Genomic DNA, 26,300 nt, shown 5'->3' on the forward strand with positions numbered 1-26,300 from the left:
CGACCATATCGGCCCAGGTCCGTCACCGCCCGCGCCCGTCCGCCAGAAGCTGGGTGGCCGCGGCGTGGAAGTCGGCCAGGGTTCGCATAGCGGGTATGCCGTCGAGATAGCGCCGGTACGCGGTCGTGTGGTGCGCCGCGACACGGTCCACTGTGGAGGTCGCGGTGGGGTCAGGACGGTGAGGGTGTTGTCCCCAGGCCGTGAACCGGCCGGCCCGCGCGGTGTAGGTGTTCAGGCCGTCGCGGACCTCGTGTTCGAAGCGCAGGAAGTGCTCGGTCATGGTGTTGCATTGTGGACGTGGCTGCCGGTGTACGCGCAATCGATTGCGAAGGTCTGCGCCGGGAGTAGGGAGTCCGGGTCGAACGTGGTGCGCCAGGTGGTGCCGTTGTCGAGGGTCAGCTCGACCTCGTGCGCGGCGGCGAAGCGGGCGGACGTGATCCGCAGCCGCGGGGTATCGCCGAAGCTCGCCTGCGCGCAGGCGACGGGGCGGGTGGACTCGCGGGTGAGGACGCCGTCGGGGTGGGCGATGCGCAGCTCCCGGCGCCAGGTGAGGCTGTCGTCGGTGAGGCTGACGACCTGGTAGGCGCCGTCGGCCGAGGTGGCGAGCGTGGCCCGTTTCCAGCCCGGGTCGGTCCACAGCGCGAGACCGGCGCCGCCGCACAGGGCGATCAGCGCCGCGACACCGCAGACGACCGCGATGGTGACCGCTGCCGCCTTGGTACGCACGAGCAACAGCACCAGCACCCCGGCGGCGACCGGCAGCACGACCGCGACGGCCACCGGGGCGAGGAGGCCGGTGTCGAGGACGACGTAGCCCCACGGGTTCCACCACGCGACGACGGCCACAGCGCACAGTGCAACGGCCGCCGCGGCCGTCAGCCAGGCCGCGCGCTTGCGGGTGCGGGACAGCGGGAGGACCGGCGGGGGAGGCGTCGTGAAACTCATGCGGCCGATATTGACCAGCCCGGCGCACGCACCGCGAGGCGTCGTCGTGATCTTTACAGAAGCCGGGCCCGGGACTCGCAGCAGCTCAATGCGGTTGCGTCCGGTTTCTGTCGGTGAGGATCGGCCGCGGGCTGTACGCCCGGCGTTCACGAACGCGCCAACCCGTGCCCCGGTCCGCGCCGCCTCGGGTTGGCAACGTGCCCGGCATGTCCATGTCTCGATGGTCGGTCGCCGCGCTCACTGCCGCGGTCGCAGCCGGCCTCCTCACCACGCCGGCGGCCGCGCAGGCCAACCGCAAACCCGCGTCCTTCGACATCCAGGCCCACCGCGGCGGGCTGGGGCTGCGCAACGAGAGCACGCTGAGCTCGTTCGGCAACGCCCTGCGGCTCGGTGTCACCACTCTGGAACTCGACATCCAGATCACCGAGGACGGCCAGGCGGTCGTCACCCACGACCGGCGGGTCAGCGGCGCGAAGTGCGCCGACACGGCGCCTGTCACGGCCGGGGACCCGGAGTTCCCGTACGTCGGCAAGTACATCAAGGACCTCACCGTCAAGCAGGTCCGCACGCTGGACTGCGGCAGCAAGGGGCTGCCCGACTTCCCCGGCCAGCTGCTGACGCCCGGGTCGCGGGTGCCGCTGCTGCGCGAGGTGTTCGACCTCGTCGCGCGGTACGGCAACGAGGACGTGAAGTTCAACCTGGAGACGAAGGTCGAGGCCGGCGCCCCGCAGGAGACCGCGCCGCGTGAGCAGTTCGTGCAGGTCGCCGCGAAGGAGATCCGCGACGCCGGGCTGCTGCGCAGGGTCACCATCCAGAGCTTCGACTGGGGTGCGCTCAAGCGGATGCGGGAGGTCGAGCCGCGGCTCGGGCTGGTCGCGCTGACGAACCGCGACTTCCTGCAGACCGGGCAGCCGGGGGCGTCGCCGTGGCTGGGTGGCCTCGACATCGACGACTTCGGCGGCGACCCGATCGCGGCGGTCAAGACGCTCGGCGTGGTCGCGTTCTCGCCGGTGCACGGGTTCCCGCAGAACGGCAAGGTGACCGACGCCGGCTACCAGCCGTACGTCACCAAGGCCATGGTGCAGCACGCGCACGCCAACGGCATCAAGGTCGTGCCGTGGACCGTGGACGACCCGGCGACGATGAACAAGCTCATCGACGACGGCGTCGACGGGCTCATCACCGACTACCCGGACCGGCTGCGGGCCGTCGCCGCGCAGCGGGGCTTCGGGCTGCCGCGCGGCACCGCGTCGCCGTTCGACGTGCAGGCGCACCGCGGCGGGAAGGCGACCCGGCCGGAGAACACCCTCGCCGCGTTCCGCAACTCCCTCGGCAACGCCGACATCTCCACCCTCGAGCTCGACACCGGCGTGACGAAGGACGGCGTGCTCGTCGTCAGCCACGACCGGGCGATCAACGGCGCGCACTGCCGCGACACCGCGCCGGTGCGCCCCGGAGACCCGCTGTTCCCCTACGTGGGCCGCAACATCAAGGACCTGACCCTCGCCCAGGTGAAGACCGTCGACTGCGGCAACGCCTCGGCGCCGGGGGAGCGCATCCCGACCCTGGACGAGCTGTTCAAGCTCGTGAAGTCCAGCGGCCGCACCGACATCCGCATGAACATCGAGACGAAGATCAGCCCGACGGTCGCCGACACCGAGCCGTACTGGGTGTTCACCATCCGGCTCGTCACCGCCGTGGAGAAGGCCGGGCTGGCGAAGCGGGTCACGATCCAGTCGTTCGACTGGCGCACCATCCAGCTGTCCCGCGCCATCGACCCGCGCATCGAGACCGTCGCGCTGGTGTGGCAGTACGGGCCGAAGGAGTGCGCCGCGCTCGCCGACGAGTGCTCGCTGCAGGCGGTCTACGGCGACCCGAAGGTGAAGAGCCCGTGGACCGGCACGCTGGACTGGTGGAAGTTCCGCGACCTCGGCAAGCTCGTCAAGGCGGTCGGCGCGTCGACCGTCTCGGCGAACTGGCAGGTGCACGACCCGGCCCAGGGCACCGTGGTCTCCGACGACTGGTACCTGCGCCAGGACCCGTCGTACTTCCACGGCCCGACCGTCGACGTGCTGCACCGCCGGGACGGGCTCAAGGTCGTGCCGTACACAGTGGACGATGAGGCGACGATGGACCGGGTCATCGCGCTCGGCGTCGACGGCATCATCTCCGACGACCCGGAGAAGCTGATCGCCGTCGCCCGCCGGGCCGGCCTGCGCTGAACAAGGCTGAGCCGGCCTTTCCAGCGAAAGGCCGGCTCAGCTGGTCTCGTCGTCGATGAGGCCGTACGGCGGCTGTTCCGGCCGCCGGGAAAACCGCACCACCACGTCGTCCGCGGCCGCCGGTGGGGGAGCGTTGTCGGCCACGACGATCTGCGCGCCGACGCCCCGACCGGCGAGCCACTGCTCCAGGTGCCGGTAGATGCGTTCGATGGTGAGGCTGTCCGCGAGATCGCCGGCGACGCCGAGGTTCTTCTGCGGGCTGTCCAGCATCAGGAACCCCGGGTGCGACGAGCGGGACTCCCACGCGATCTCGAACAGGGCGAGCTGCCACGCGAGCGCGATCAGGGTCCGCCCGCCGGAGGACGCGGCCGTGTAGGGCTCGCCCCGCATGTACGGGGTCAGATCCTCGGCGAGGTAGGCGTCGGCGAGCTTCGGGTATCGCCACTCCCGCAGGATTTCGCTGTACCGTGCGCTGACGCGGCGCACCACGGCGGTGCGGTCCGCGCGGCGCGCCTGCGGGCCCGCGGCGGCGAGTTCCTCGCGGTAGGCGGCGACCTGGTCCATCTGGTGCAGGATGCCGGCCGCGCGCCGCTCCAGGCTCTGCACGAGCCGCAGCCCGCTCAGCGCCCGCTGCAGGGTCGCGGCCGCCTCCTCGCGCCGCCGGGCGAGGGCGTCGCGCTGCGCGAGGAACGGCGTGATCGTGTGCGCCGTCGCCTCGTCGACCTCGGCGGCGGCGCGGGCCTCCGCCTCCTGTGCACGCACCGCCACGTCCCGCAGCCGCGGCAACTCGTCCTGCAGCTCCTCCAGGTAGCGGTTGAGCTCGGCCAGGCGGGTCTTGGCGGAGCGCAGCTCGGCGGTCACGTCGACGGAACCGCCGTCGGTGATCGGCAACAGGCAGGCGGGGCACCGATCCTCCCCACCGGCGAGGGGCGCCAGGCACGACGGGCACGCGGACACCCGCATCGGCTCGAAGAGATGGTCGGCCTCGGCCAGCATCGTCCACTTGGCGACGTCATCGGCGTAGCTGCCGTGCAGGGTCAGCATCCGCGGCAGCTGTGTCTCCCGGTCCCGCAGTTCGGTCGCCGCGTGGCGGGCCGCCACGGCCGCACTGCGGTGCCGTTCGCGCAGGTCGTCGGCGAACATGGTGTCCGCGCGGGCCTGCGCGTCCAGCGCGGCGAGCGCCTGGGCACACGCGGCGAGCTCGTCCTTCGCGGTGCGGTGCAGGGCTTCCAGGTGCTCCCGGTCGCCGGCGTGCTGCTCGTCGACGATCTGCTCCGCCGCCCGGTACGCCGTCCGGGCCGCGGACAGCTCGGACTCCACGGCACGGATCCGCCGGCCGATCTCCACGGAATGGTCGTCGTGGACGTCGAAGACCACGTCGACGACCTGCCGCAGCTTCAGGTGCTTCATCGGCACGCTGCGGAACAACAGGTCCTTGTCGTCGAGGCGTTCGTTGGGCAGGAAGCACAGCCACATCAGGTCCCGGAAGCTCAACGGGTCGGTGTCCACCCCGTCGGGCTGGTGCTGATGCAGGGTGTCGCGCAGCCGGACGCCCTCGAGTTTGCAGTGCGACAGCAGCAGGGTGGACAGGCTCTCCGGGTGACTTGCCGGTCGCAGCGGCCGGCGTACCGGTGGGGTGGCGCCCGGCTCGTCGAGGCGGCCGGCCCGGACATAGGCATACATCGACGGCTCGCCGACCGCCCGCTCGATGAGATACGGCGAGCCGGACAGCTCGACCTCGAGCGTGGCGGCCCGCACCTTCGGCATGATCTCCGGGTGGCGCGGATGGTCGGAGGCGCCGAGGCAGTAGTCGACGAACTCGAGGATCGTGGTCTTGCCGGTGCTGAACGCCCCGGCGAGCACGGACAGCGGGCGCGGCGCGTCGTCGGGGGCCCGGAAGTCCACGTCATAGGTCCGGTCGCCGCTGTGCAGGCGCAGCCGCCTGAGCCGGATGCCGTGTGCTCGCAAACCGATCATGTCAGGTCCTTCAGCGCGGACGAAGGAGCCGGAACGAGCCACCGTCGCAGGCCCTCGCGCAGCCTCCGCGTGCTCAGGCGCCGGAGGCGGCGGACGATGATGCGCGCCGCTGTGCGGTACTGCTGAGCGTACATCGCAGTGAATCGAGCGGCCATGCTCACGCCCTCCGGGGTCAGCTGATAGGTCACCCGGCCGGTGGCCGTGACCCGGACCAGTCCGCGACCCACCAGCGCGGCGAGGTCGCCGGACAGGTGCAGTTGCGCGGTGACGAACCGCTGCGCCGGGCTGGCGTAGCCGATGGCCCGGTCGTCGAACCCGGCGAGGCGCAGCGCGGTGCGGTCGGGGTCGTCCTCGTCCCTGGCCAGCAGCAACGGGTGCGCGGTGAGGAAGTCGTAGACGCCCAGATGTTCGGCGTCCAGGGGCTCCCCGGCGCACTGCAGCGCCAGCAGCAGCCGCGCCTGCCGGAACACCGCGACGTCATCGGGTGTCATGCGACCTCCCGCCAGTGCCTGACCCAGCCGGCCCGCCGGTCCTCCACCACGCGGTGCATCAGCCCGCACCGGTGCACCGGACCGGCCCGCAGCGGCGCCGGGAACACCCCGGACTCGCGGATCTCCCGCATCACGTCGGCGTGCAACCCGGGCAGGCGCGGGTCTGCGGCGACGGTCATCGCGTTGAACCGCGCCTCCCAGATGCCGTGCACGACACCGTCGGCCTCGCTCAGCGCCGCGACCTCGACCGGGATGCGCTTGTCGAGGACCTCCCGTGCGAGCAGATCGGCGTTGAAGTACTCCCGCTTCGCCGCGCCGACCTCGGTGTGCCCGGCCGCCCGCAGCTGCCGCACGAACAGCGCCTCGTCCAGCGCCGCCGCGTCGTCCTCGGCGAGGTCCCGCACCGGCACCCGCTGCACCTGCGCCGGCACGTACGGGTCGTAGAAGTGCCGCCGCACGTGCGCGCAGTCCGGCCGGACGAGATGGTTGCGCAACACGTTCTCGTGCCACAGCTCGATCGCGACGCCGGTCTCGCGCTGCCGCCGGGCCCGCCAGTTGTCCCACCACTGCGCGGTCTGCGCGTCCATGCTCGCCGGGACGCACAGCACCCACTGGCTCAGCCGGTACCCGTTGCGGGCGGCCGCGGCGACGGCGGAGTCGAACGACTCGCGGATCTGCCCCTGCTGCGAACGGCCGACCACGGGCCAGAAGTACTTCGACTGCCAGATGATGACGAGCCCCGACAGCTCACCGAGCAGGATGTCGATACCCCAGTCGCCGGGGTTGGCGGTGATCGCCCGGGCACCCGGATAGATCGCCGCGAGCAGCATCGCCAGCATCTGCTCGAAGTCGTCGCGCGCCCCGGCGATGTTGCCGGCCCGCAGCTGGTGCGCCGCGAAGTTGATCGGAGGCTCACCGGAGGCAAGGCTCATCGCGGCCGCGGTCGCGCTCATCTCCCCTCCTTCCTCGTGCCGCAGCGTCGGTGACCCCCATTGATCTTCGCGACTTCAAGGTTGTCACGCAAAGCAATAGATCCGCTACCAAGAGCGCGTTGTTCGCAGATCTTTCACCGGTTGTTGGTCGCCCGAACGGGTGAGGAGCTCCGGTCACCGCGACGAGTTTGAGGACAACCGTGGCCCACAGAACCGCAACGAACGTCCCGGTGCCCGCGGGACTGCTGTCCCTTCCTGCCCGGGACGGCGTCCCGGAAAGATACCGGTGGCCGCCGAAACAGCGGTGGTCGATACCCCGCCCTACGGCGGCCGAGGGAGAGCGCATGAGCGAGACGCGTACCGCCGCAAGCCACCGGTTGCAGGCGCTCAGTTGGGTGACCGTCGCCGCACTGTCGATAGCCGGTCTCGCGCATGCCTTCTTCGCCGTCCGGAACCTGCTCGGCCCGCCGGACGTCACCGGCAGGATCGTCGCGCAACGGACCGCGTTCAGCTTCGGCTGGTCCATCGAGGGCGAGCTGGGTCTGCAGGCCGTCACCGTCGCCCGGGTGCTCAGCCTGACCGTGTTCATCGTCTGGCTCTACCGTGCCCACGACAACTTCGGCCGGCGCAACAACCCCCTCGAGTGGCACAAGGCCTGGGTGATCGCCGGCTGGTTCGTCCCCGTGGCGAACCTCGTCGTGCCCGGTCAGGTGGTCAAGGAGGTCTACCGGCGCAGCTACCCGGAGCGGGCGTGGTCCTCGGTCCAGCTCGTCAGCACGTGGTGGATGGCGCTGTTGGTCACCTTCATCAGCGTCACCGACACGACCGTGTACGTCCCCGCGGGGGCAGACACGACCGTGACCACCGTGTACACCCCGGCGTTCCTTGCTGTGATCACCGGTGGCGCCGGCGTCCTGGCCGCGATCCTCGGCGGCATCATCGTGCGACGCGTATCGGTGTGGCAGGACAACCAGGCTGCTGGATGACCCAGCCGTCGAGCGGTGCCAGGAACGCTGTGCCGGTCAGGGGATTCGGGTCAGGTCGATGTCGGCGTAGATGGCGGCGTGGTCGGAGCCCGCGTGGACCGGCTTCGTCATCGTCTCGTAGATCGGCCACAGCGCGCCGCGGCGGCCGCCCCACACGCCCTTGCGCAGGATGCCGCCGCCCGTCGCGGCGGCGAACAGGGCGGGGGACAGCAGCACGTAGTCCAGCTTGTTCGGGGCCGTGCAGTACCCGTACGTGCCGGGCCGTCCGCCGTCGTCGAAGCCCGGGTGGGTGCTGATGTCGCGCAGGTCGGTGTCGCGCAGCAGTGGGGCCAGGGGATCGCTGGCGGGGGTGTCGTTGAGGTCGCCGACGACGGCGACCAGCGGGGTGTCCTGGGCCCGGTAGATGTCCGCCACCCGGGCGGCCTGCCGGCGGCGGCGCGCGTCGGAGGCGACCTTCCCGCCGTAGCCCTTGCTCTTGAGGTGGTTGACCAGGACGACGAGGGTCTGCCCGCCGGGGAGCCGGAAGTGATACTCGGGGCAGTCGCGGCTGAAGATCCGGCCGTGCTCGTCGGTGTCGTCGACATGGGTCCGCTGCCCGACCGGCGGGTAGTCCACAGTGGACATGACGCCGACGTCGATGCCGCGCTCGTCGTTGCCGTCGACCACCATGAAGTGCTCGTAGACGCCGTTGAGACCGCCGTCGGCGAACCGTTTCAACGCCAGGCGGCTCTCCGCCTCGATGACGCCGAGGATGTCGGCACCGACGTCGAGGATGACCCGGGCGGTGTTCAGCAGCGCCAGCTCGTCGACCCGGTCGGTGGTCAGCTCCACCCAGCCGATCCAGTCGGCCCGCCCGCCGGCGACGACCTCGACCCGCCCGGTGCGCCGGCGCACCAGGAGGCGCCCCCGGTTCTGCCGCAGCCGCGCGAACTTCGCGGTGTCGCCGTTGCGCAGCCCCAGCCGGTTCAGCTCGCGCAGGATGTCGTGCTTGACCTCGTCGGTGTACACCGGCTCCTCGAGCAGCTCGCACACCCGCTGGAACGCCTCCAGGATCGGCCGCCCGAGCGCCCAGGTGCGCTGATCGAGGGCCTTGGCCCGGTTGAACAGGTTCTCGACGTTGAAGGTCGCGAGCCGCATGCGCCGTAAGTTACATGGCCGGCGCACGCTGACGGGTCCGTGACGTCGAGTGCGCTTTACAGCGTGTCGAGGGTCCGCCTACGGTCCGGCACGCCGGCGCCCGCCAGTGCCGGCACCTTTGCCGCAGGAGGAAATGTCGATGAGCTCACGCCGAACCGTGGCGATCGCCGCCGCCGGCGCACTGCTGGGGTTGGCCCTGGGGCCCGCCTCGGCCGTGCCGCCGGCAGTCGCCGCGCCGGACCCCGGATCGCCGGTCAAGGTCAACCAGGTCGCCTACGTGCCGGGGTTGCCGAAGCAGGCGACCGTCGTCAGTTCGGCCAGCGCGCCGATCGGGTGGACGTTGCGCAACAGTGCCGGTGCGACCGTCGCAGCTGGACAGACGACGGTGAAGGGCGCCGATGCCCTGTCCGGTGACAGTGTGCACGTGGTGGACTTCTCCGCCTACGACACGCCCGGCAACGGTTACGTGCTGTCGGCCGGTGGGGCGGACAGCTACCCGTTCGACATCTCCGCCGCGCCGGTGAAGCAGCTGCGGTACGACTCCCTGGCGTTCTTCTACCACCAGCGCAGCGGCATCGCGATCGAGTCGCAGTACGTCGGCAGCCGCTACGCCCGCCCCGCCGGGCACGTCGGCGTCGCGCCGAACCAGGGTGACACCTCGGTGCCGTGCCGCACCTCCTGCGGGTACTCCCTCGACGTGCGCGGCGGCTGGTACGACGCCGGCGACCAGGGCAAGTACGTCGTCAACGGCGGCATCGCCGCGTGGCAGCTGCTGAACCTGTATGAGCGCAGCACCGACCGGGCGGCGCTCGGCGACGGCACCCTCGCCATCCCGGAGCGCGCCAACGGCGTGCCCGACGTGCTGGACGAGGCCCGCTGGGAGGTCGAGTTCCTGCTGCGGATGCAGGTGCCGGACGGGCGCACCGACGCGGGCATGGTCCACCACAAGATCCATGACGAGAACTGGACCGGGCTGCCGATGCGCCCGGAGGCCGACCCGCAGCGGCGGCTGCTGTCGCCGGTGAGCACCGCCGCGACGCTCAACGTCGCCGCCGTCGCCGCGCAGGCGGCCCGGATCTGGCGCACCATCGACCCGGCGTTCTCCGCCCGCGCGCTCACCGCGGCGCAGAAGGCGTACGCGGCGGCGAAGGCGAACCCGAACCGGCTCGCCAGCGGCAGCGACAGCACCGGCGGCGGCGCGTACGACGACGCGGTCGTCACCGACGAGTTCTACTGGGCGGCGGCGGAGCTGTACACGACGACCGGGACCGCGTCCTACCGCGCCGACGTGACCGGCTCGGCGCTGTACAAGGGTGCCGGCTTCAACCAGCGCGGCTACGACTGGGGCTGGGTCGCGGGCCTCGGTGACACCACGCTCGCGCTGATCCCGAACGACCTGCCGGCCGCGGACGTCGCCGCGACCCGGGCGAAGTTCGCGTCGTTCGCCGACGGGCTGCTGAGCCAGATGGCGGGGCAGGGCTACCCGGCGCCGAACGGCGGCACCACGTACAACTGGGGCTCCGACGGGCAGATCGCCAACAACGCGGCGGTGCTCGGCCTCGCCCACGACTTCACCGGGCTCGCCAAGTACCGCACCGGCGCGTTCCAGGCCCTCGACTACCTGCTGGGCCGCAACCCGCTGAACCAGTCCTACATCGCCGGCTACGGCGAGAAGGCGGTCCGCAACGTGCACCACCGGTTCTGGGCCAACCAGTCCGACGCGTCGCTGCCGACCGCGCCGCCCGGGTCGCTGTCCGGCGGCCCGAACAGCGGCCTGCAGGACCCGGTCGCGCAGGCGCAGCTGGCCGGCTGCAAGGCGCAGAAGTGTTTCGTCGACGACATCGGCGCGTACTCGGTGAACGAGGTCGCGGTCAACTGGAACTCGGCCCTCGCCTCGCTGGCGAGCTGGGCCGCCGAGCACACCGGCACGGTCCCGCCGCAGGACACGACCGCGCCGAGCGTCCCGGGCACCCCGGTCGCCTCCGACGTGGCCGCGACCACGCTGCGGCTGACCTGGGCGGCGTCCACGGACGCGGAGAGCGGCGTCACCGGTTACGAGGTTCGGCGCGTGTCCGGGGGCACGTCGACGGTCGTCGCGACGCCCACCACCGCGTCGGCGTCACTGACCGGGTTGACGGCCGCGACCGCGTACACGTTCACGGTGGCCGCCCGCAACGGCGCCGGGCTCACGTCCGCCGCGTCGGCGCCGGTCACGGTCACCACCGCCGACCCGCCCGCGGACAACCGCCCGTCGGCGCCCGGGACCCCGGTCGCGTCGGCGGTGACGGCCACCGGCCTGACGTTGACGTGGCCCGCCGCCACCGACGACCACGGCGTCGCCGGCTACGAGGTCGTCCGCCAGCAGGGCGACGCGTTGTCGATCCTCGCCAGCAGCACCGGGCCGTCGATCACGCTGACCGGGCTGACCCCCGCAACCGATTACGTGCTCATGGTCCGCGCCAAGGACACCGCTGGGCAGTTCTCCGGGTTCTCCGCCGCGGCCACGGCGCGGACCTTGCCGGCCAACGCGGGCGGCTGCCGGGTCGCGTACTCGACGAACGGTTGGGACACCGGGTTCACCGGCAGCGTCACCATCACCAACGGCGGGACGACCGCGTGGACCTCGTGGACGCTGGCGTTCACGTTCCCCGGCAACCAGCGCGTCACGCAGGGCTGGTCGGGCCGCTGGTCGCAGACGGGTTCGACGGTGACCGTCACCAATGAGACCTGGAACGGCGCGGTCCCCGCCGGCGGCACCGTCAGCCTCGGCTTCAACGGCTCGTACACCGGCACCAACGCAAACCCGGCGGTGTTCACCGTCAACGGCACCACCTGCACCTGACCCCGTGTGACGCCGGCCGTCGTCAGCGGCGGCCGGCGTCGCGGGAACCGCAGCTTTCCCGAGCTGGTCCGACAACGCCCTCCGAGCTGGACGACAAGCTTTCGGCAAGGGTCCGATGAATATCTACGCCGTCGAAACCAGTTCCCCTCTGCCTGCACACGGTCTCGAAGTTCGGCGACAGCCACACCGGCGTCGACCTGGCGCCGTGCTGGCCGCTGACCCCTCCCATTTACTGGAACACCTACGTCCAGAGCCTGCCGGGCACCTGAGGCGCCGGTGCGTCTAGAGGTTGCCGGTGACCAGGTCCGACAGGGTGATGAGCTTGTCCTCGGGCAGTGGTGTCGTGCCGGCCGTTGAGCCGGTGAGCGTCACGACGTAGGTGACGTTGCCGGACCGCTTCGCCGCGGTGAGCACCCCGTCGACGCCCTCGGCCTGATAGACCGTCTGGTGCGTCAGAGCCATCGCCAGCAGGGCGTCGTCGTTGACGGCGCCCTGCCGCACGGCGAGGTCCAGTTGCAGCCGCAGCCCGGACGGCGCCGTGATCACGCAGGTGTGCACCGTCGTCGCGGCCTGGCGCTGGGGCGGGGTCTCGCCGAGCGAGGCGTCGGGTGCGTCGAAGAGGGCCGAGACCGCGGACGGTTCGACGTAGCCGCAGGCCGACTGGACGGCGGCCGGTTTCTGCGCGGCCGGGGTGGCGCCGGCCCGGAAGTTCGCGTAGCAGGCCAGCACGAGCACCGGGGGCGCGAGGGCGATCAGCACCTTCTGCCACCGTGGCCGGGCGGCGCTACGGGCCCGTCGCTGCGCGACCCGCTCCCAGAACATCTCGTCCATGCTGCCCGTTCCCCGCCCCGTGATCCGCCGGCGGCACAGACTACAGGTCCTGGGTGGGGCCGGGCCCGTCGAGCAGGGCACGCAGCGCCGCGCAGTGCGTCCGGTACGCGGACTCGCCGGCGGGCGTCATCCGGAACGTGGTGCTGCCGCCGCGCCCGTGCCCGGCCTTCGTCGCCTGCACGTAGCCGGCGGCCTCGAGGGTCGCCATCTGCTTCGACAGGTCGGACTCGCTGATCTGGAGATGATCGCGGAGGAACCGGAACGAAGCGGACGGGGCGTTGGCCAGGATCGCCATCGCGGCGAGGCGCTTCGGCACGTGGATGACCGGGTCGATGCCGTCGATCATGCGAGCCGGGACCTGACCTTCGCGGCCGCTGCCGCGTAGCGCCGCTCGTAGACCGCGAGCCCGGCGGTGACGAGCACGAACGCGACGCCGGCCGCGATCGGGACCCCGGCCAGCCACCAGGTGAGCGCGACGGCGAGGGCGACGACCGGCAGCGCGACCGCGTAGCCGCGCCAGGCGGCCGTGATCTCGTGCGGCGGGGTGCCGCGTCCGGGCATCGGCAGGGCGCCGTGCCGGCGGCGCATCCAGGTCAGGAACACCAGCTCCAGCGCGATCAGCGCGGCGAGGGTCCCGAGGAACAGCACGGCGTCCGACCGCCACCAGGTGAAGGCGCCGATCATGCCCGCCACCCACGCGCCGATCGCGGGGGAGTACCACCACGGCGTCGGCGGGTAGTCGATGTACGGCGCGGCCTCCGCCCGCTGTACGAGCGCCAACTGCTCCCGGACCTCATCACTTTCCATATTGGAAACCATAGGCGATCACTTTCCAGTAGTGCAAGTAAGGGCGAGGTGGTGGAATACCCCGATGACCGAGGTGCGGCTGCTCACCCTCAACGCGCTCATCCGCGACGACGTCCCGGCCCGGCTGCGCGCGCTCGGCCCGGTGCTGGAGCGGTCCGGCTACGACATCGTGTGCCTGCAGGAGGTGCTGCACCGCGGCAGCGCGCGGCTGCTGCGCCGGGTCACGCCCGGCTACCAGAACCGGGCCGGCACCGGCCTGACCCTGCTCGCCGGCGGCCTGCTGCTGATGTCGACGTGGCCGATCCGGCGGCACCGGTTCGCGCGGTTCCCCATGACCCGGCCGCTGCGCACCGAGCTGCTCATGCGCAAGGGCGCGCAGCTCGCCGTCGTGGACACCCCGGCGGGACCCCTCGCGGTCGTCAACACCCACCTGTCCGCCAACCGCGACGACGACTGGTCGGAGGGCAACCGGTACACCGCCATCATCCGCGGCGAACTGGACTGCCTGGCGCGGCTCATCACCGGCTTCGAACCGGCGCTGCCCGCGGTCGTCGTCGGGGACTTCAACGTGCCCCGGGACTCGCCGGTGTTCACCCGGTTCGCCGCCGCGGCCGGGCTGCGCGACGTCCTCGCCGGCGACACGTCCACGACGTATCGGCCGACGCCGCGGTGGCCGTTGCCGCCGGCCCTCGACCAGGTCCTGCTCCGCCCGGCCCCGGACCGGCCGGTGACCGCGCGGGCGCGCACCGTCCTGCAGGACGCGGTCCGCGTCGCCGACGGCCGTGACCTGTTCCTCTCCGACCACTACGGCATCGAGGCCGACCTGTCGTTCGAGGCGCCCGGACCCGCGTAGCCGGCCCCTGTGCACACTGGGCTGGTCACACAGCAGAGGAGGCGCCGTGGCATACGTCCTGGACACAGCGGACCTGGCCCCACCGGAACGGGTGGAAGCGGTCCACACCGCCATGATGTACGCCTCCGCGCCCTGCCACGTCATCCACGAGGACCCGGCCGGGCCGGTGCACGCCCGGATGGAGGTGTGGGGCCTCGGCAACGCCACCATCTTCACGCACCGCTCCTCCGGGATCCGGCTGCTGCGCACGGACAAGCTGGCCAAACAGGACGCGATGCCGGTCATCGCGCTGTCGGTGCAGCTGCGGTCGCAGGGGCGGTTCGAGCAGCGGCGGCAGCAGCGGGTGGTGCCGTCCGGTGAGCTGCTGGCGGTCGACCTGTCCGGCGCCTACGACTACTCGTGGTCCGGGGACGGTGCCGCGGGGTGCATCCAGATCCCGTTCGACCAGCTCGGTCTCCCGGTGGACGTGGTGCGGCGGGCGGCCCCGCAGATCCACACCAGCCCGTTCTGCCGGCTCGTCACCGACCACATCGCGCACCTGACGCAGGACCCGGCGCGCATCGTCGCGGACCCCGCCGCGAGCGCCGTCGCCACGGCGAGCGTCGACCTGGTCCGGGCGCTGCTGGCCTCGGCCGGCCGGGCCGAGCGCAACACCCGCGAGGTCCTCGCCGAGACGCTGCTCACGCGGGTCCGGGCGTTCGCCCGCCAGCACCTCGCCGACCCGGACCTGAACCCGGCGATGATCGCGGCCGCGCACAACGTGTCGCTGCGGCACCTGTATCAGGTCTGCGCCGACGCCGAGCTCAGCCTGGAACAGTGGATCATCGCGGAGCGGCTGCAGGGGGCGCGGCACGAGCTGCTGCTGCCGCAGAGCCGGCACCGGTCGGTCGCCGCCATCGCCTGGCGGTGGGGGTTCCGCGACGCGACGCACTTCACCCGCCGGTTCAAGGCCCGCTACGGGATGCTGCCCAGCCAGTGGCGGCGCTCCGGCGCCGATGCCCGTGCACTGTGAGCCGATGATCCTGCGCCGACAGCCGAGGCCGCCCGCCCGGGCGTCGATAGCGTCGGTGCCGTGCAGCGCAGCGAGTTCGGGCCGCGGCTCCGGGACCTGCGGGTGCGGGCCGGGCTGACCATCGAGGCCCTGGCCGAGGCGTCGGGGGTCAGCGTCCGCGCGATCAGCGACACCGAACGGGGCCGCAGCCGGGCACCCCAGCCCAGGACCGTCGCCGCGCTCGCCGCCGGGCTCGGCCTCGCCCCCGCCGACACGGAGGCGTTCACCGAGCTGGGCCGTTCCGGCCGCGAGACGACCGTCACCGCCGGTCGGCCGCGCAGCTGCGAGCTGCCCCGGCGCAGCGTGCACTTCGTCGGGCGGGACGCCGAACTGGCCGTCATCGGCCGGCGGGTCGCGGCCGGCTCAGCGAAGGTGACCGTCCTGTACGGGCCGCCCGGCGTCGGCAAGACGGCCCTGGCCATCCGGGTCGCCGAGCAGCACCGCGACCGGTTCCCCGACGGCTGCTACTACCTGGACCTGCGGGGTACCGAACCCGAGCCGGTCACCACCGGCGACGCCCTGACAGTGCTGCTCAAGGCCCTCGGGGTGCACTCCCGGCAGGTCGCCCGCGACGAGGACGAGCGGGCCGGGCAGCTGCGGGCCCTCCTCGCGGGGCGCCGGTGCCTGCTCATCCTCGACAACGCCGGCGGCGAGGCGCAGGTCCGCGGGCTGCTTCCCGGCGGCGGCGCCAACTGTGTGCTGGTCACCAGCCGGCGGGCGCTGGGCGGGTTGGAAGCGGTGCGGCGCCACCCGATCGCCTCGCTGCGGCCGGAGGAATCGGCGGCGCTGTTGGAGTCCGTCGGCGGTGGCGGGGGTACGGCGGAAGCCACCGCCACCCTCGCCCAGTTGTGCGGGCACCTCCCGCTCGCGTTGCACATCGCCGGGACCCGGCTGGCCGGCCGCGGTTCGATGGCCGACCTGGTCGCCGAGCTGTCCGACGCGAACCGCCGGCTGGCCACGCTCAGCGCATCCGGCAGCGGCGTCGAGGCCGCGTTCGCCGTGTCCTACGCGCAGCTCGCCGGGCCCGCCCGGACCACGTTCCGGCGGCTCGCGCAGGTGCCGACGGTTTCGTTCGCCCCCGCGGCCGCCGCGGTCCTGGCCGGGTGCGACGTGTTCACCGCCGAGGACCAGCTGGAGGAGCTGCTCGACCTGGGGCTGCTGCAGCCGGAGGGCGCGGAACGGTACCGCTTCCACGACCTGATCCGGTTGTTCGCCACCGACCGGCTGCGCACCGAGGAGCCCGCGGAGGTCAGCGGCGACACCGCCCGGCGCCTGCGCGACTGGTACCTGGACACCGCGATCGCGGCCGGCCGCTGGTTCGAGCCGGCGTATGGCGGGCCGCCCGACGCGTGGTCCGGGCCGGTCCCGCTCGACACGGCCGAGCTGGCGCAGACGTGGCTGCAGGTGGAGTTCGACGGCTGGGTCGAGGCGATGCGCGGGGCCGCGGCCGGCGGCGCGCACCAGCGGGTCGTCGACGTCGCGGAGGCGCTGCACTGGTACTCCGACCGCACGTACAGCGTCGAACCGTGGCGGGTCGTCTACACCCTGTCGCGGGAGTCGGCGGCGCTGCTGCCCGACCGCCACCAGGAGGTCACCCACATCAACTACCTGGCCTGGGCGTACGGCACGTGCGACGCCCGCTACGAGGAGAGCGCCGCAATCGCCATGGACGCCTATCGGATGGCGGTCGAACTCGGCGACGTCAAGGAACAGGCGAACGCCCTGGCCTACGCCGCCGACCCGGTCCGCCACGCCGGTCGCCACGACGAGGCGATCGCAATGCTGGAGCGTTCACTTGCGCTCGCCGATGAGGCCGGCGACGACGACATGTACGTGCAGACCATGATTTCCGTCGGCCTGTGCCTGCGGGACGCGGGCCGATCCGACGCCGCCGTCGCGCAGCTCCGGGCGGCCCTGACCGAGCTGGACCGGCGCCCGCTCGCCGCCGCGCCGGCGCAGATCGCGCGGCTGACCGCGTGGGTCCACCTGAGCACGACGTACGCCGACGCCGGTCGCTGGCCGGAAACCGTCGAAGCCGCGCGGGCGGCCCTGCCGCTGGCCGAGACGTTCGGGGAGCCGAGCATCACCGGTCAGGTGCAGGTCGCGTACGGCGAGGCGTGCGCGGCGCTCGGAGACACCGCCACCGCACGCGACGCGCTCGGCGCGGCCACGCAGCTGCTGGAGGATCGCGGCAACCTGGCCCGCTGGCTGCAGCGTGCCCGGGCCGGGCTGGCGGCGCTGAGTTCTGCCTAATCTTCCGCATGGTTCGCCGGATCCGCCGCTGGTTGCATGAGGTCACGACCTGATCGACAGTTTCCGGAGGAACGATGTCCCACATACCCCGACGAACAGTGCTGGCCGGATCGGCGGCCGCGGTCGCCGCCGGCGTCCTCACCACCGCGGCCGCCGGCCCAGCGGCGGCGCAGACCACTTCGGCGGCGCAGGGCGCCAGGCCCACGATCGTGCTGGTGCACGGGGCGTTCGCCGACGCGTCCGGCTGGAACGAGGTGATCCGCCGGCTCGCCCGCGACGGCTACCCGGTGCTCGCACCGGCGAACCCGCTGCGCGCCGTCACGTCCGACGCCGCCTACCTCGCCGCCGTCCTGGCCACCGTGCCCGGCCCGATCGTGCTGGTCGGGCACTCCTACGGCGGCGTCGTCATCACCAACGCGGCGACCGGCAACCCCAACATCAAGGCGCTCGTCTACGTCGCGGCGTTCGCGCCCGACGCCGGTGACACCGTCTACGACCTGCAGACGAAGTTCCCCGGCACGAAGCTCGGCCAGCCGCAGCTGGACTTCCGCCCGTTCCCCGGCGGCGTCGACGGTTACGTGAAGGCCGACGTGTTCCGGGAGGTGTTCGCCGGCGACCTGCCGGCGGCCACGACCCAGCTCATGTGGGCCACGCAGCGTCCCGGCGAGGTGGGCACGCTGCAGCAGCCGTCCGGCCCGCCGGCGTGGCGGTCCGTGCCGTCCTGGTACCTGATCGCCCGCGACGACAACCTCATCCCGGCCGCCGCGCAGCGGTTCATGGCGCAGCGGGCCGGCGCGCGGACCGTGGAGATCCGCGCCTCGCACGTCGCCATGATCTCCCAGCCGCGGGTCACCGCTGACCTGATCGCCCTCGCCGCCCGCACCACCTGCAAGGGAGCCTGACCATGCCATATGTGACCACCACCGATGGCGCGTCCATCTTCTACAAGGACTGGGGCAGCGGCCGCCCGGTCGTGCTGTCGCACGGCTGGCCGCTGAACTCCGACAGCTGGGAGGCGCAGGCGCTGTTCCTGGCCGAAAACGGTTACCGGGTCGTCGCGCACGACCGGCGCGGGCACGGCCGGTCGACGCAGACCTGGCACGGCAACGAGATGGACACCTACGCCGACGACCTCGCCACGCTCCTGGACACCCTGGACCTGCGCGACGCGACGCTGGTCGGGTTCTCCACCGGCGGTGGCGAGGTGGCCCGCTACATCGGACGGCACGGCACCGGCAGGGTCGCGCAGGCGGCGCTGGTGTCGGCAGTGCCGCCGTTCATGCTGCTGACACCGGACAACCCGGATGGTGTGCCGATCGAGGTGTTCGACGGGATCCGGGCGGGTTCGCTGCACGACCGGTCGCAGACCTACAAGGACCTGGCCGCCGGGCCGTTCTTCGGCGGTGACGCGTCGCAGGGCATCCAGGACGCGTTCTGGCTGCAGTCGATGGCGTCCGGGCACCGCAACGCCTACGAGTGCGTCGCCGCGTTCTCGGCCACCGACTTCCGCGACGACCTCGCCGCCTTCGACGTGCCGACGCTGGTCATCCACGGCGACGCAGACCAGGTCGTGCCGTTCGACGTCGGCGGGAAACGCTCCGCCGCCCTCATCAAGGGCGCCGAGCTGATCGTGTACGCGGGCGCGCCGCACGGCATCACCGACACCCACAAGGAGCAGCTCGGCGCCGACCTGCTCGCGTTCCTGAAGGAGCACGACGCATGAGCGGTCCGGAGCGAAGCGGAGGAGCCGCGAATCAGCTTGGCAGGTTGAGCTCAGGCCGACGCCGGAGCGAAGCGGAGGTGGCGGCATGAGCACGATCGTTCTGGTCCACGGGCTGTGGGTGACCCCGCGCAGCTGGGAGCACTGGGTGCCCTACTACGAGTCGAAGGGGCACACCGTCATCACCCCGGCGTACCCCGGCTTCGAGGTGGAGGTGGAGGCGTTACGCGCCGACCCGACCCCGATCGCCACCGCGACGGTCCCGGAGACGGTCGCGCACCTGGAGAAGATCATCACCGCGCTGCCGGAGCCGCCGGTCATCATCGGGCACTCGTTCGGCGGCACCCTCACCCAGCTGCTGCTGGACCGCGGTCACGGCGCGGCCGGCGTGGTCATCGACTCGGCCCCGCCGGAAGGCATCCGGGTCACCCCGCCGTCGCAGATCAGGTCGCTGTTCCCGATCCTCAACAACCCCGCGAAGCGGCACCGGGCGGCCGGGTTCACCGCCGAGCAGTGGCACTACGCGTTCACCAACACATTGTCCGAGGCGGACTCGAACGCCGCCTACGAGCGCTACGCCATCCCCGCGCCCGGCAGCTGGGTGTGGACCTACGGGCTGATCGCCAACTTCAAGCCCGGCCACCAGGAGACGTGGGTCAACTTCCACAACCCGGACCGGCCGCCGCTGCTGTTCATCGCCGGTGGCGCGGACCACATCATGCCGCCGTCGGTGAACCGGTCCAACGCCCACCACTACAAGGGCGAGGGCACCATCACCGACTACATCGAGTTCCCCGGCCGCTCCCATTGGACCTGCGCCGAACCCGGCTGGGAAGAGATCGCCGACACCGCGCTGGACTGGGGGCTGCGGCACGCCCGATGACCGCCGCGCGCCTGAGTACGACGACTGCAGTGCCCAGATGCAGTTGTCGTACTCAGGCGTCGGACGCTTCCGGGGTGGCAGGGTTGCAGGGACCGACCACTGCCACGGGAGACGACGTGACTGTGCCTTCCCTCGCCGCCCTGATCCGCGCCCACCGGAAGGCCGCCCGCGCGACGCTGCGTGAGCTGGCCGCCGCCTCCGGCGTCAGTGTCCGCGCGATCAGTGACATGGAGCGCGGGCAGAGTGCCGCGCAGCAGCGCACCCTCGACGCACTCGCGGACGCGTTGCGGCTCGGCGCCGCGGACCGGTCCGCCCTGGCCGCGGCGGCCGGTGCGGTCCGGTCGGCGCCGGACGGTTCGGGGGTGCTGCCCCGCGACGTGCCGGACTTCACCGGCCGCGCGGCCGAGGTCGACCTGCTGCTGCGCTGCCTGCGGGACGGGGCGCGGGTGGTTGTGCACGGGCCACCCGGGGTCGGCAAGACCGCCCTGGCGGTCCACGCGGCGGCCCGGCACCCCGGCGACGTGTTGTTCCTGGACTGCCGCGGCACCGTCCCGGAACTGAGCTCGCGCCTGCGGCGGGCGGGCAGCTCCGACACGGTGCCGCGCCGGCTGGTCGTGCTCGACGACGTTGCCGACGACCGGCACCTGGCGCCGCTGCTGCCGCTCGCCGACGGGGCCGCTGTGCTGGTGACGAGCCGTTGCCCGCTGCCGCACACCGGCGCTGCGGTGCACGTACCGCTGCCACCGCTGGAGACCGGAGCGGCTGTTGCGCTGCTGTCGGCGATCACCGGGACCGCCGCGTCGCGGGCCACCGTCACCGTCGCGGAGCTGTGCGGGCACCTGCCGCTCGCGCTGCGCATCGCCGGGAACCGGCTCGCCAGCCGGCCCGGCTGGACCATGGCGCACCTGGCCGACCGGCTCGCCGACGAGGACCGCCGGCTGTCCACCCTGTCGGCCGGCGACCTGTCGGTCGAGGCGGCCCTGGCGCCGTCCTTCGCCCGGCTGTCCGGACCCGCCCTCGCCCTCAGCCGCGACCTGGCCGCGGCGCCCACCCGCGACTTCGACGCCCACCGCGCCGCCGACCTGGCTGACGTGACCGTCGCGGCGGCGCAGGCAGCGCTCGAAGAAATCGTTTACGCCGGTCTGCTCCCGCCGCCCGACGCCGCCGGCCGGCACCGGTTCCACGACCTCGTGCGGATCTACGCGGCCTCCGCCGTGCCGGGGAGAGCGTTGCGTTAGAAGTCAGACGCGAGCAGCACGCGGGGCTCGGTGCTGTCGCGCCGGCTCCGGTAGGTCTCCGGAGACCGGCGCGACCGTCGTCGATCAGCGGCAGGCGGCGCCGTTGAGCGTGAAGGCGCTCGGCGCGCCGGTGTTGCCGGTGTGGTTGGCCTGGAAGCCGATCGTGGTCGAGGCGCCCGGCGCGATCGAGCCGTTGTAGCTGGCGTTGGTCGCGGTCACCTGGCCACTGCTCGGCGAATACGTGGCGTTCCAGCCCGACGTGATCGTCTGTCCGGAAGCGAGGGTGAACCGCAGCGACCAGCCGTTGATGGCCGTCGTGCCGGTGTTCGTGATGGTGATGTTGTCCGTCAGCCCGGTGTTCCAGGCGTTGACGGTGTTGGTCACCTGGCACGCCGCGGTGCCGCCGCCGGGCGGTGGGCTCGACGGGCCCGGCGAGCTCGGCCGCGGCGAGGACGTGGTGGGGCCGGGGCCAGGTCCCTCGGTGACCGTGATGCTGGAGCTGCCGCTGCTCTGGTAGCCCTCGGTGGCGAGGATCTGGTAGTCGTGGGCGCCGAGGTTCAGCCCGAGGCCCGCCCACGCGTTGAAGTGGTTGGCGGTGGTGATGGTGCCGCCGGTCCGCTTCTGTTGCCGCACGCTCCAGTACTGGTAGAACGTCGCGGTGCCGATGATGGAGGGCTGGTTGACCCGCTGGGTGCGGTAGATGTCGTAGGTGCTGCCGTCGGTGGTGACCGAACCCAGCCGCTGGGCGCCGGTGCTCGGGTTGTAGTTGCCGAAGTTCTCCACGACGTAATACTCGATGAGCGGGTTCGTGGTCCATCCGTACAGCGCCAGGTAACCGTTACCGTTGACGTTGAACGTGCCGGAGTAGTTCACGGTGTGACTGGAGCCGGGTTTCCAGCCCTTGCCGACGACGGTGTTGTTGGTGCCGCTGGCCCACTGGACGCTGTACGAGCCACCGGCGCCCAGCGTCATGGTGACGTTGCCGTTGTCCTTCCAGTACGAGAAGAAGTACCCGTTGTGGGTGCCGGTGGTGTTCGATGTGACGGTCCGGTCGGCCTCGGCGTTGGCGGTGCCGGTCAGCGCGACCGAGGCGGCGACGAGCACGACGGCGCACGCGCCACCGATGAGCAGCCTCCCGCGGTGCCTGCGATGTGTTGCAACGTGGTTCATGTGGACTTCCCTTCATGGAGTCAGCCCACTTTCCTCGACGCGGCCACCCCCGTCCGCCGCGCGACGGCCCCAGTTTTTTCGAAACCAGCCAAGCCGCTTGAGCAGCCAGTACGTGTCAAACGCCAGCCGTTGTCCGGGGCGGTGGCGTGAACGTTTCACCCTGCGCCGACCGGTGGTCACCACGCTGACCTGGTAGCAGGCGGTCGATGAGGCGCCGTGTTCACTCTTGCCGGGCCCGTCCTCCTGATCAGCAACGGCCAGGCGACCGGTGGGCTGGCGGGCTTCGCCAGCATTGCCGATCTCATCCTGCTGGCCGGCACTGGCGCGATCGCTGCCGCGGCCGGCGGCGCGTGCCTCGCGGCGTGGGCCGCTGGGCGCGGCTGGCCGAACGGGGCGCACATCGCCCGGATCGCCGGGTCGCTGCTGCTGCCCCTGCAAGTGCTGTCTTTGTACCAGGCCACCCGCATCACCGCCGCCGGCCTGCGCAACGACTTCTTCCTCGGCAGCGACCTCAAGCTGATCGGCACGCTGTTGCTCGTGACCGTCGTGGCTGGCATCGCGGCGACCCTCGGCGAGTTCGCCGGGCTTGCCGACCCTCGTAGCGAGCGGTTCCTGCGACCGGCCACCCGCCCCGTGTTATCAGGGTCGCAGCCCTGGACGGCGGCCGAGCCACGCCCCGTGGACGACCCGGCGGCGGGCGGCTACACCGTTCCCTGAGAGGCCTATTTATAGTCCCGGGTGTGCGCCTCGTCGCTCCGGCACGGTCCCTTACCTCGAACGGCAGCTGCGGGACCGTCGGCTGCCGTGGATCGAGCCGTTCGACGGAGCTTCCACGCTGCGGAAGGGCCTGGGAGGCTGATCCTGGCTGCCGGATACATACCTGTTCGAGGGAGCCCGCTCCGGCAACAGTCGAGCCAGAATCGGTCAATGCGTCGTGAGCCGCCGATGGACCTTCGCAGTGCGCTGCGGGCGCTGGGCCACGCCGACCCCCAACGGCTGCACCTCCTCGACCAGGCCCTGGACGGGGCGATCGCCGCCGACCCGCCGCGGCTCGGCGCTGCGGTGTTCGACGTGCTGTGGGCCGGGAGCCGACCGACCGCCGAGGTCGTCGCCCTGCTGCACGCCGACCTCGACCGCGTACCGAGCCGGCTGGCCAGCGCCGACACCTACGGGCGGGCTGAGCTCGTCGTCGCCGCCCATACGGCGCTTGTCTACGCAGCATTCTTCGAGGTCGCCGATCGGGAGACCAAGCCGGGCCGGCCGAGGCCGCACCAACCCGCCGGCGTCGAACGGCTGCTGCAGGAGGATGTGCCGGCGCCGTCCGCCGGCGGCTTCTCGGAGCACCGGCTCCGCGTCGAGCGGTGGTACGCCCGGCTGTCCCGCGACCTTCTGGGCGTCAAGGACGAGACTGCGGCGCGCCAGCTCTCCGAGGCTGCGTTGCGCCACTACCAGGCGTCCTACCTCCGGCTGGCCACCACCGTGCCCGAGTTCCTGATCTGGGCCAGCCTCGGCCAGGAGGCCCAAACCCGGACGCAAGACGCACCGGATGGCGTCGGCGCGGCGATGGCGACCAACACCCAGGCCATGGCCAGGTTGGAGGCGCTGCTGCGGCTTTGTGCGGGCCCGCTCGCCGGGCCGCCGGACCTGCGCCGGGTGCTGCACCGTTCCAACGCGGCCGTCCTCGACCAGGCCGTCATGCACCCGCGGTCGGCCACCGGCCCACCGGGACTTCGGTTCCCACTCATCCGGGACGTGTACCTCAACCCGCGATACCGAATCTGCCTCGCGGGCCGCGCGGCCCGCCCCGCCGACGAGAACTGGTGGAAGACCCGGCCGGTGGAGGCTGGCCTGGACCTCTGCCTCACCGCCCACCTGCTCACTGCGGCCGCCATCGAGGGGCCGCTGCTGCTGCTCGGCCACCCCGGCGCAGGCAAGTCGCTGCTCACCAAGGTTCTTGCTGCGCGGCTGCCGCCCGACCGGTACACCGTCGTGCGTGTGCCGCTGCGCGCCGTGCCGGCCAACGGCCGCATCCTCGCCCAGATCGATGCCGCACTAGCCGCCGCCACCAACGAGGCGGTGCGGTGGCGACCGCTGGTCGAGCAGAGCCGCGACACGGTCCGGGTGGTGCTACTCGACGGCCTCGACGAGCTGCTGCAGGCAACCCCGGACGACCGCACGGCCTACCTCGACGACGTCGCCGATTTCCAGCGCAACGAGGCCAGCCAGGACCGCCCGGCGGTCGTCATCGTGACCTCGCGGACCGTCGTGGCCGACCGCATCGACATCCCGGCCGGGACCACAGTCATCAAGCTCGACGACTTCGCCAACTCCCAAGTCGCGGCGTGGCTCGATGTCTGGAACGCCACGAACGCCGAGGCAGTCACGGCCGGCGCGCTGCGCCCGCTGCCGCCGGCGAGAGCGCTGCTGCATCCCGAGCTGGCCCGCCAGCCTCTGCTGCTGCTCATGCTCGCGCTGTACGCCGCCGATCCCACGGTGCCCGTCCTTGAGGCGGGCGTGTCGGCTACGGAGCTGTACCGGCGCCTGTTCGAGTCCTTCGCATGGCGTGAGGTCGGCAACCGCCCGCAGCCCCCGCCGCCGCAGCATCGGGCCGCAGCGGTGCGAGAGCGGCTCGACCGGCTCTCGGTCGCCGCCTTCGCCATGTTCAACCGGGGTCGGCAGGAGGTCACCGGCGCGGAGCTGGCCGCCGACCTCGTGGCGCTGCGCATGGCCGACACCGACGTGCTCGGCGACCGCACGCCCGGGCAAAGGCTGCTCGGCGAGTTCTTCTTCGTCCACGTCGCCGAGGCCGTCACCCGCGACGAGGCCCGCCGAGCGTATGAGTTCCTGCACGCAACCTTCGGTGAGTACCTGATCGCTCGCCGCGTCGTCGACGTGCTGGCCGAGACCGCCGAACGCGCCTTCACAGGTCGCTTCGCGCCGCACGAACCCGACGACACCCTGCTGTTCGCGCTGCTGAGCCACGAGGCCCTGGCTGTGCGTCGGCCTACCCTCGCCTTCGTCCGTGATCTGTTCGCCACGCTGCCGGAAGCGGACCGTTGCAACATTCCACAGCTGCTCAACGCCCTGCTGGCCGACTACCGGTCGGTTCAGCGGGCGGACCGTTTCACCGGCTACCGCCCTCGCCCGGTCGACCGTGCCCGTGAACTGGCCGCCTATTCCGCCAACTTGGTCCTGCTGCGCACCGCGATCGCCGGCGGCCTCGACGTGCCGTTGCCGGAGCTCTTCCCGGACTCCCGTGCCCCGCTCGCGTCCGCCGAGGCGTGGCGGAGCACGGTCGGGCTATGGAAAGCCGCACTGGACGACGAAAGCTGGGAGTCGACCGTCACCACGCTCGCCTTGAGCGACGCCGGTGTGCGTTCGACGCTCGATCACGCCAACGCCTTGCCACTCGAGATCGTCGAGGCACTGCTGATCGGCGACACTGAGCTCGAGCTGGTCGTCAGGTACGGGCTGGCCGCGGCACTCGGCAAGACCTACCCGATCTACGGAACTTCGTGGGCTGACACGGTCAGGACGGCGGCGCTGGCCTTCATGGTCGGACCGCACATGAACCTCGATCTTCCGGCGTCCGCAGACGGCGCGACCGACGACGAGATTAAGCAGGCGGTCCGGATCGTCTGGCGGGCCGCGTCCAGCCGGAGGGACGACCTGACCCTCGGTGGGTGGCGCACGGTGATCGACTGGACCTTGCGGGTTGGCTCGATCCGACACCTCGACGGGCCCCTGATCGCCGACCTGATGGTCCGGTTCCCGCAGCTGCTCGAACCATTTCCCAAGGTCAATCTCGCCAGGCTGGCCACGCAACCACCGGATCCCGACATCACCGTGACAACGTACCGATGGAATTCCTGAGGCGACGGGCCGCGACGCCAATCCCGACCGTTGCGACAATGGCCGGCGGCGCGGCGCGCGTGGCTGCCGGACAACCACACCGCCTTCAC

General features: G+C 71.9%; 22 protein-coding genes. 12 read left to right on the forward strand and 10 right to left on the reverse strand.

Annotation, left to right across the window (positions count from 1 at the left end):
- Positions 1-22 precede the first annotated feature (22 nt).
- Together ACFPIJ_RS08585 and ACFPIJ_RS08590 are read right to left on the reverse strand one after the other, a co-directional pair.
- Positions 23-280, reverse strand: a complete 258-nt coding sequence (locus ACFPIJ_RS08585) for a hypothetical protein (protein WP_380114127.1) — start codon at positions 278-280, stop codon at positions 23-25.
- Positions 277-945: a hypothetical protein gene (locus tag ACFPIJ_RS08590; RefSeq protein ID WP_380114128.1), complete on the reverse strand. Its 669-nt coding sequence runs from the start codon at positions 943-945 to the stop codon at positions 277-279. Before ACFPIJ_RS08590 ends, ACFPIJ_RS08585 begins: the two co-directional genes overlap by 4 nt.
- 206 nt (positions 946-1,151) lie before the next feature.
- On the opposite strand from ACFPIJ_RS08590, the gene ACFPIJ_RS08595 reads away from it, so the two are divergent.
- Positions 1,152-3,167, forward strand: a complete 2,016-nt coding sequence (locus ACFPIJ_RS08595) for a glycerophosphodiester phosphodiesterase family protein (protein ID WP_380114129.1) — start codon at positions 1,152-1,154, stop codon at positions 3,165-3,167.
- 36 nt (positions 3,168-3,203) lie between these two features.
- On the opposite strand, the gene ACFPIJ_RS08600 is transcribed toward ACFPIJ_RS08595, so the two are convergent.
- Genes ACFPIJ_RS08600 through ACFPIJ_RS08610 form a run of 3 tightly spaced genes read right to left on the reverse strand, consistent with a single transcriptional unit; the run spans position 3,204 to position 6,588 of the window.
- Positions 3,204-5,144, reverse strand: a complete 1,941-nt coding sequence (locus ACFPIJ_RS08600; RefSeq protein WP_380114130.1) for a DNA recombination protein RecN — start codon at positions 5,142-5,144, stop codon at positions 3,204-3,206.
- Complete coding sequence (locus ACFPIJ_RS08605; RefSeq protein ID WP_380114131.1) at positions 5,141-5,635, reverse strand: hypothetical protein; 495 nt, start codon at positions 5,633-5,635, stop codon at positions 5,141-5,143. The genes ACFPIJ_RS08600 and ACFPIJ_RS08605 overlap by 4 nt, the downstream gene beginning before the upstream one ends.
- Positions 5,632-6,588 (reverse strand): hypothetical protein, encoded by a 957-nt coding sequence (locus tag ACFPIJ_RS08610; protein ID WP_380114132.1) that lies wholly within the window; start codon positions 6,586-6,588, stop codon positions 5,632-5,634. The genes ACFPIJ_RS08605 and ACFPIJ_RS08610 overlap by 4 nt, the downstream gene beginning before the upstream one ends.
- 323 nt (positions 6,589-6,911) lie before the next feature.
- Here ACFPIJ_RS08610 and ACFPIJ_RS08615 point away from each other — a divergent pair, with 323 nt between their 5' ends.
- A complete protein-coding gene (locus tag ACFPIJ_RS08615; RefSeq protein WP_380114133.1) occupies positions 6,912-7,553 on the forward strand; it encodes a DUF4328 domain-containing protein in 642 nt (213 codons plus the stop codon).
- A gap of 36 nt (positions 7,554-7,589) precedes the next feature.
- Here the strand turns inward: ACFPIJ_RS08615 and ACFPIJ_RS08620 are convergent, their stop codons facing one another.
- A complete protein-coding gene (locus ACFPIJ_RS08620) occupies positions 7,590-8,690 on the reverse strand; it encodes an endonuclease/exonuclease/phosphatase family protein (RefSeq protein ID WP_380114134.1) in 1,101 nt (366 codons plus the stop codon).
- Between the two features lie 139 nt (positions 8,691-8,829).
- Here ACFPIJ_RS08620 and ACFPIJ_RS08625 point away from each other — a divergent pair, with 139 nt between their 5' ends.
- A complete protein-coding gene (locus ACFPIJ_RS08625) occupies positions 8,830-11,532 on the forward strand; it encodes a glycoside hydrolase family 9 protein (RefSeq protein ID WP_380114135.1) in 2,703 nt (900 codons plus the stop codon).
- 282 nt (positions 11,533-11,814) lie between these two features.
- On the opposite strand, the gene ACFPIJ_RS08630 is transcribed toward ACFPIJ_RS08625, so the two are convergent.
- Genes ACFPIJ_RS08630 through ACFPIJ_RS08640 form a run of 3 tightly spaced genes read right to left on the reverse strand, consistent with a single transcriptional unit; the run spans position 11,815 to position 13,170 of the window.
- Entirely contained in the window at positions 11,815-12,363 is a 549-nt protein-coding gene (locus ACFPIJ_RS08630; RefSeq protein WP_380114136.1) for a hypothetical protein, read from the reverse strand.
- Between the two features lie 40 nt (positions 12,364-12,403).
- Positions 12,404-12,709, reverse strand: a complete 306-nt coding sequence (locus ACFPIJ_RS08635; RefSeq protein ID WP_380114137.1) for a winged helix-turn-helix domain-containing protein — start codon at positions 12,707-12,709, stop codon at positions 12,404-12,406.
- Complete coding sequence (locus tag ACFPIJ_RS08640) at positions 12,706-13,170, reverse strand: hypothetical protein (RefSeq protein WP_380114138.1); 465 nt, start codon at positions 13,168-13,170, stop codon at positions 12,706-12,708. Before ACFPIJ_RS08640 ends, ACFPIJ_RS08635 begins: the two co-directional genes overlap by 4 nt.
- Before the next feature lie 64 nt (positions 13,171-13,234).
- Here ACFPIJ_RS08640 and ACFPIJ_RS08645 point away from each other — a divergent pair, with 64 nt between their 5' ends.
- The 7 genes from ACFPIJ_RS08645 to ACFPIJ_RS08675 all read left to right on the forward strand — a co-directional run bounded on the left by ACFPIJ_RS08645 (position 13,235) and on the right by ACFPIJ_RS08675 (position 21,168).
- Complete coding sequence (locus ACFPIJ_RS08645) at positions 13,235-14,023, forward strand: endonuclease/exonuclease/phosphatase family protein (RefSeq protein ID WP_380114139.1); 789 nt, start codon at positions 13,235-13,237, stop codon at positions 14,021-14,023.
- Between the two features lie 46 nt (positions 14,024-14,069).
- A complete protein-coding gene (locus tag ACFPIJ_RS08650; RefSeq protein WP_380114140.1) occupies positions 14,070-15,035 on the forward strand; it encodes a helix-turn-helix domain-containing protein in 966 nt (321 codons plus the stop codon).
- A gap of 60 nt (positions 15,036-15,095) precedes the next feature.
- Positions 15,096-17,327 carry a tetratricopeptide repeat protein gene (locus tag ACFPIJ_RS08655; RefSeq protein ID WP_380114141.1) on the forward strand — a complete coding sequence of 744 codons (2,232 nt, stop codon included), beginning with the start codon at positions 15,096-15,098 and terminating at the stop codon, positions 17,325-17,327.
- A 74-nt stretch (positions 17,328-17,401) separates the two neighbouring features.
- Positions 17,402-18,229 (forward strand): alpha/beta fold hydrolase, encoded by an 828-nt coding sequence (locus ACFPIJ_RS08660; protein ID WP_380114142.1) that lies wholly within the window; start codon positions 17,402-17,404, stop codon positions 18,227-18,229.
- A 2-nt stretch (positions 18,230-18,231) separates the two neighbouring features.
- Positions 18,232-19,050, forward strand: a complete 819-nt coding sequence (locus tag ACFPIJ_RS08665; protein ID WP_380114143.1) for an alpha/beta fold hydrolase — start codon at positions 18,232-18,234, stop codon at positions 19,048-19,050.
- A gap of 85 nt (positions 19,051-19,135) precedes the next feature.
- Positions 19,136-19,930 carry an alpha/beta hydrolase gene (locus tag ACFPIJ_RS08670; RefSeq protein ID WP_380114144.1) on the forward strand — a complete coding sequence of 265 codons (795 nt, stop codon included), beginning with the start codon at positions 19,136-19,138 and terminating at the stop codon, positions 19,928-19,930.
- 116 nt (positions 19,931-20,046) lie between these two features.
- Positions 20,047-21,168 (forward strand): helix-turn-helix domain-containing protein, encoded by a 1,122-nt coding sequence (locus ACFPIJ_RS08675; protein WP_380114145.1) that lies wholly within the window; start codon positions 20,047-20,049, stop codon positions 21,166-21,168.
- 84 nt (positions 21,169-21,252) lie between these two features.
- Here the strand turns inward: ACFPIJ_RS08675 and ACFPIJ_RS08680 are convergent, their stop codons facing one another.
- Positions 21,253-22,338, reverse strand: a complete 1,086-nt coding sequence (locus ACFPIJ_RS08680; RefSeq protein ID WP_380114146.1) for a glycoside hydrolase family 11 protein — start codon at positions 22,336-22,338, stop codon at positions 21,253-21,255.
- A 216-nt stretch (positions 22,339-22,554) separates the two neighbouring features.
- Between ACFPIJ_RS08680 and ACFPIJ_RS08685 the strand changes: the two genes are divergently transcribed.
- Together ACFPIJ_RS08685 and ACFPIJ_RS08690 are read left to right on the forward strand one after the other, a co-directional pair.
- Positions 22,555-23,055: a hypothetical protein gene (locus ACFPIJ_RS08685; RefSeq protein ID WP_380114147.1), complete on the forward strand. Its 501-nt coding sequence runs from the start codon at positions 22,555-22,557 to the stop codon at positions 23,053-23,055.
- 210 nt (positions 23,056-23,265) lie between these two features.
- Positions 23,266-26,211, forward strand: coding sequence for an NACHT domain-containing protein (locus tag ACFPIJ_RS08690; RefSeq protein ID WP_380114148.1), 2,946 nt, complete (start codon positions 23,266-23,268; stop codon positions 26,209-26,211).
- Positions 26,212-26,300: the final 89 nt, after the last annotated feature.

Origin of the sequence: Dactylosporangium cerinum (genome assembly GCF_042653625.1) — a bacterium.
In the GTDB taxonomy this organism is placed as follows: domain Bacteria; phylum Actinomycetota; class Actinomycetes; order Mycobacteriales; family Micromonosporaceae; genus Dactylosporangium; species Dactylosporangium cerinum.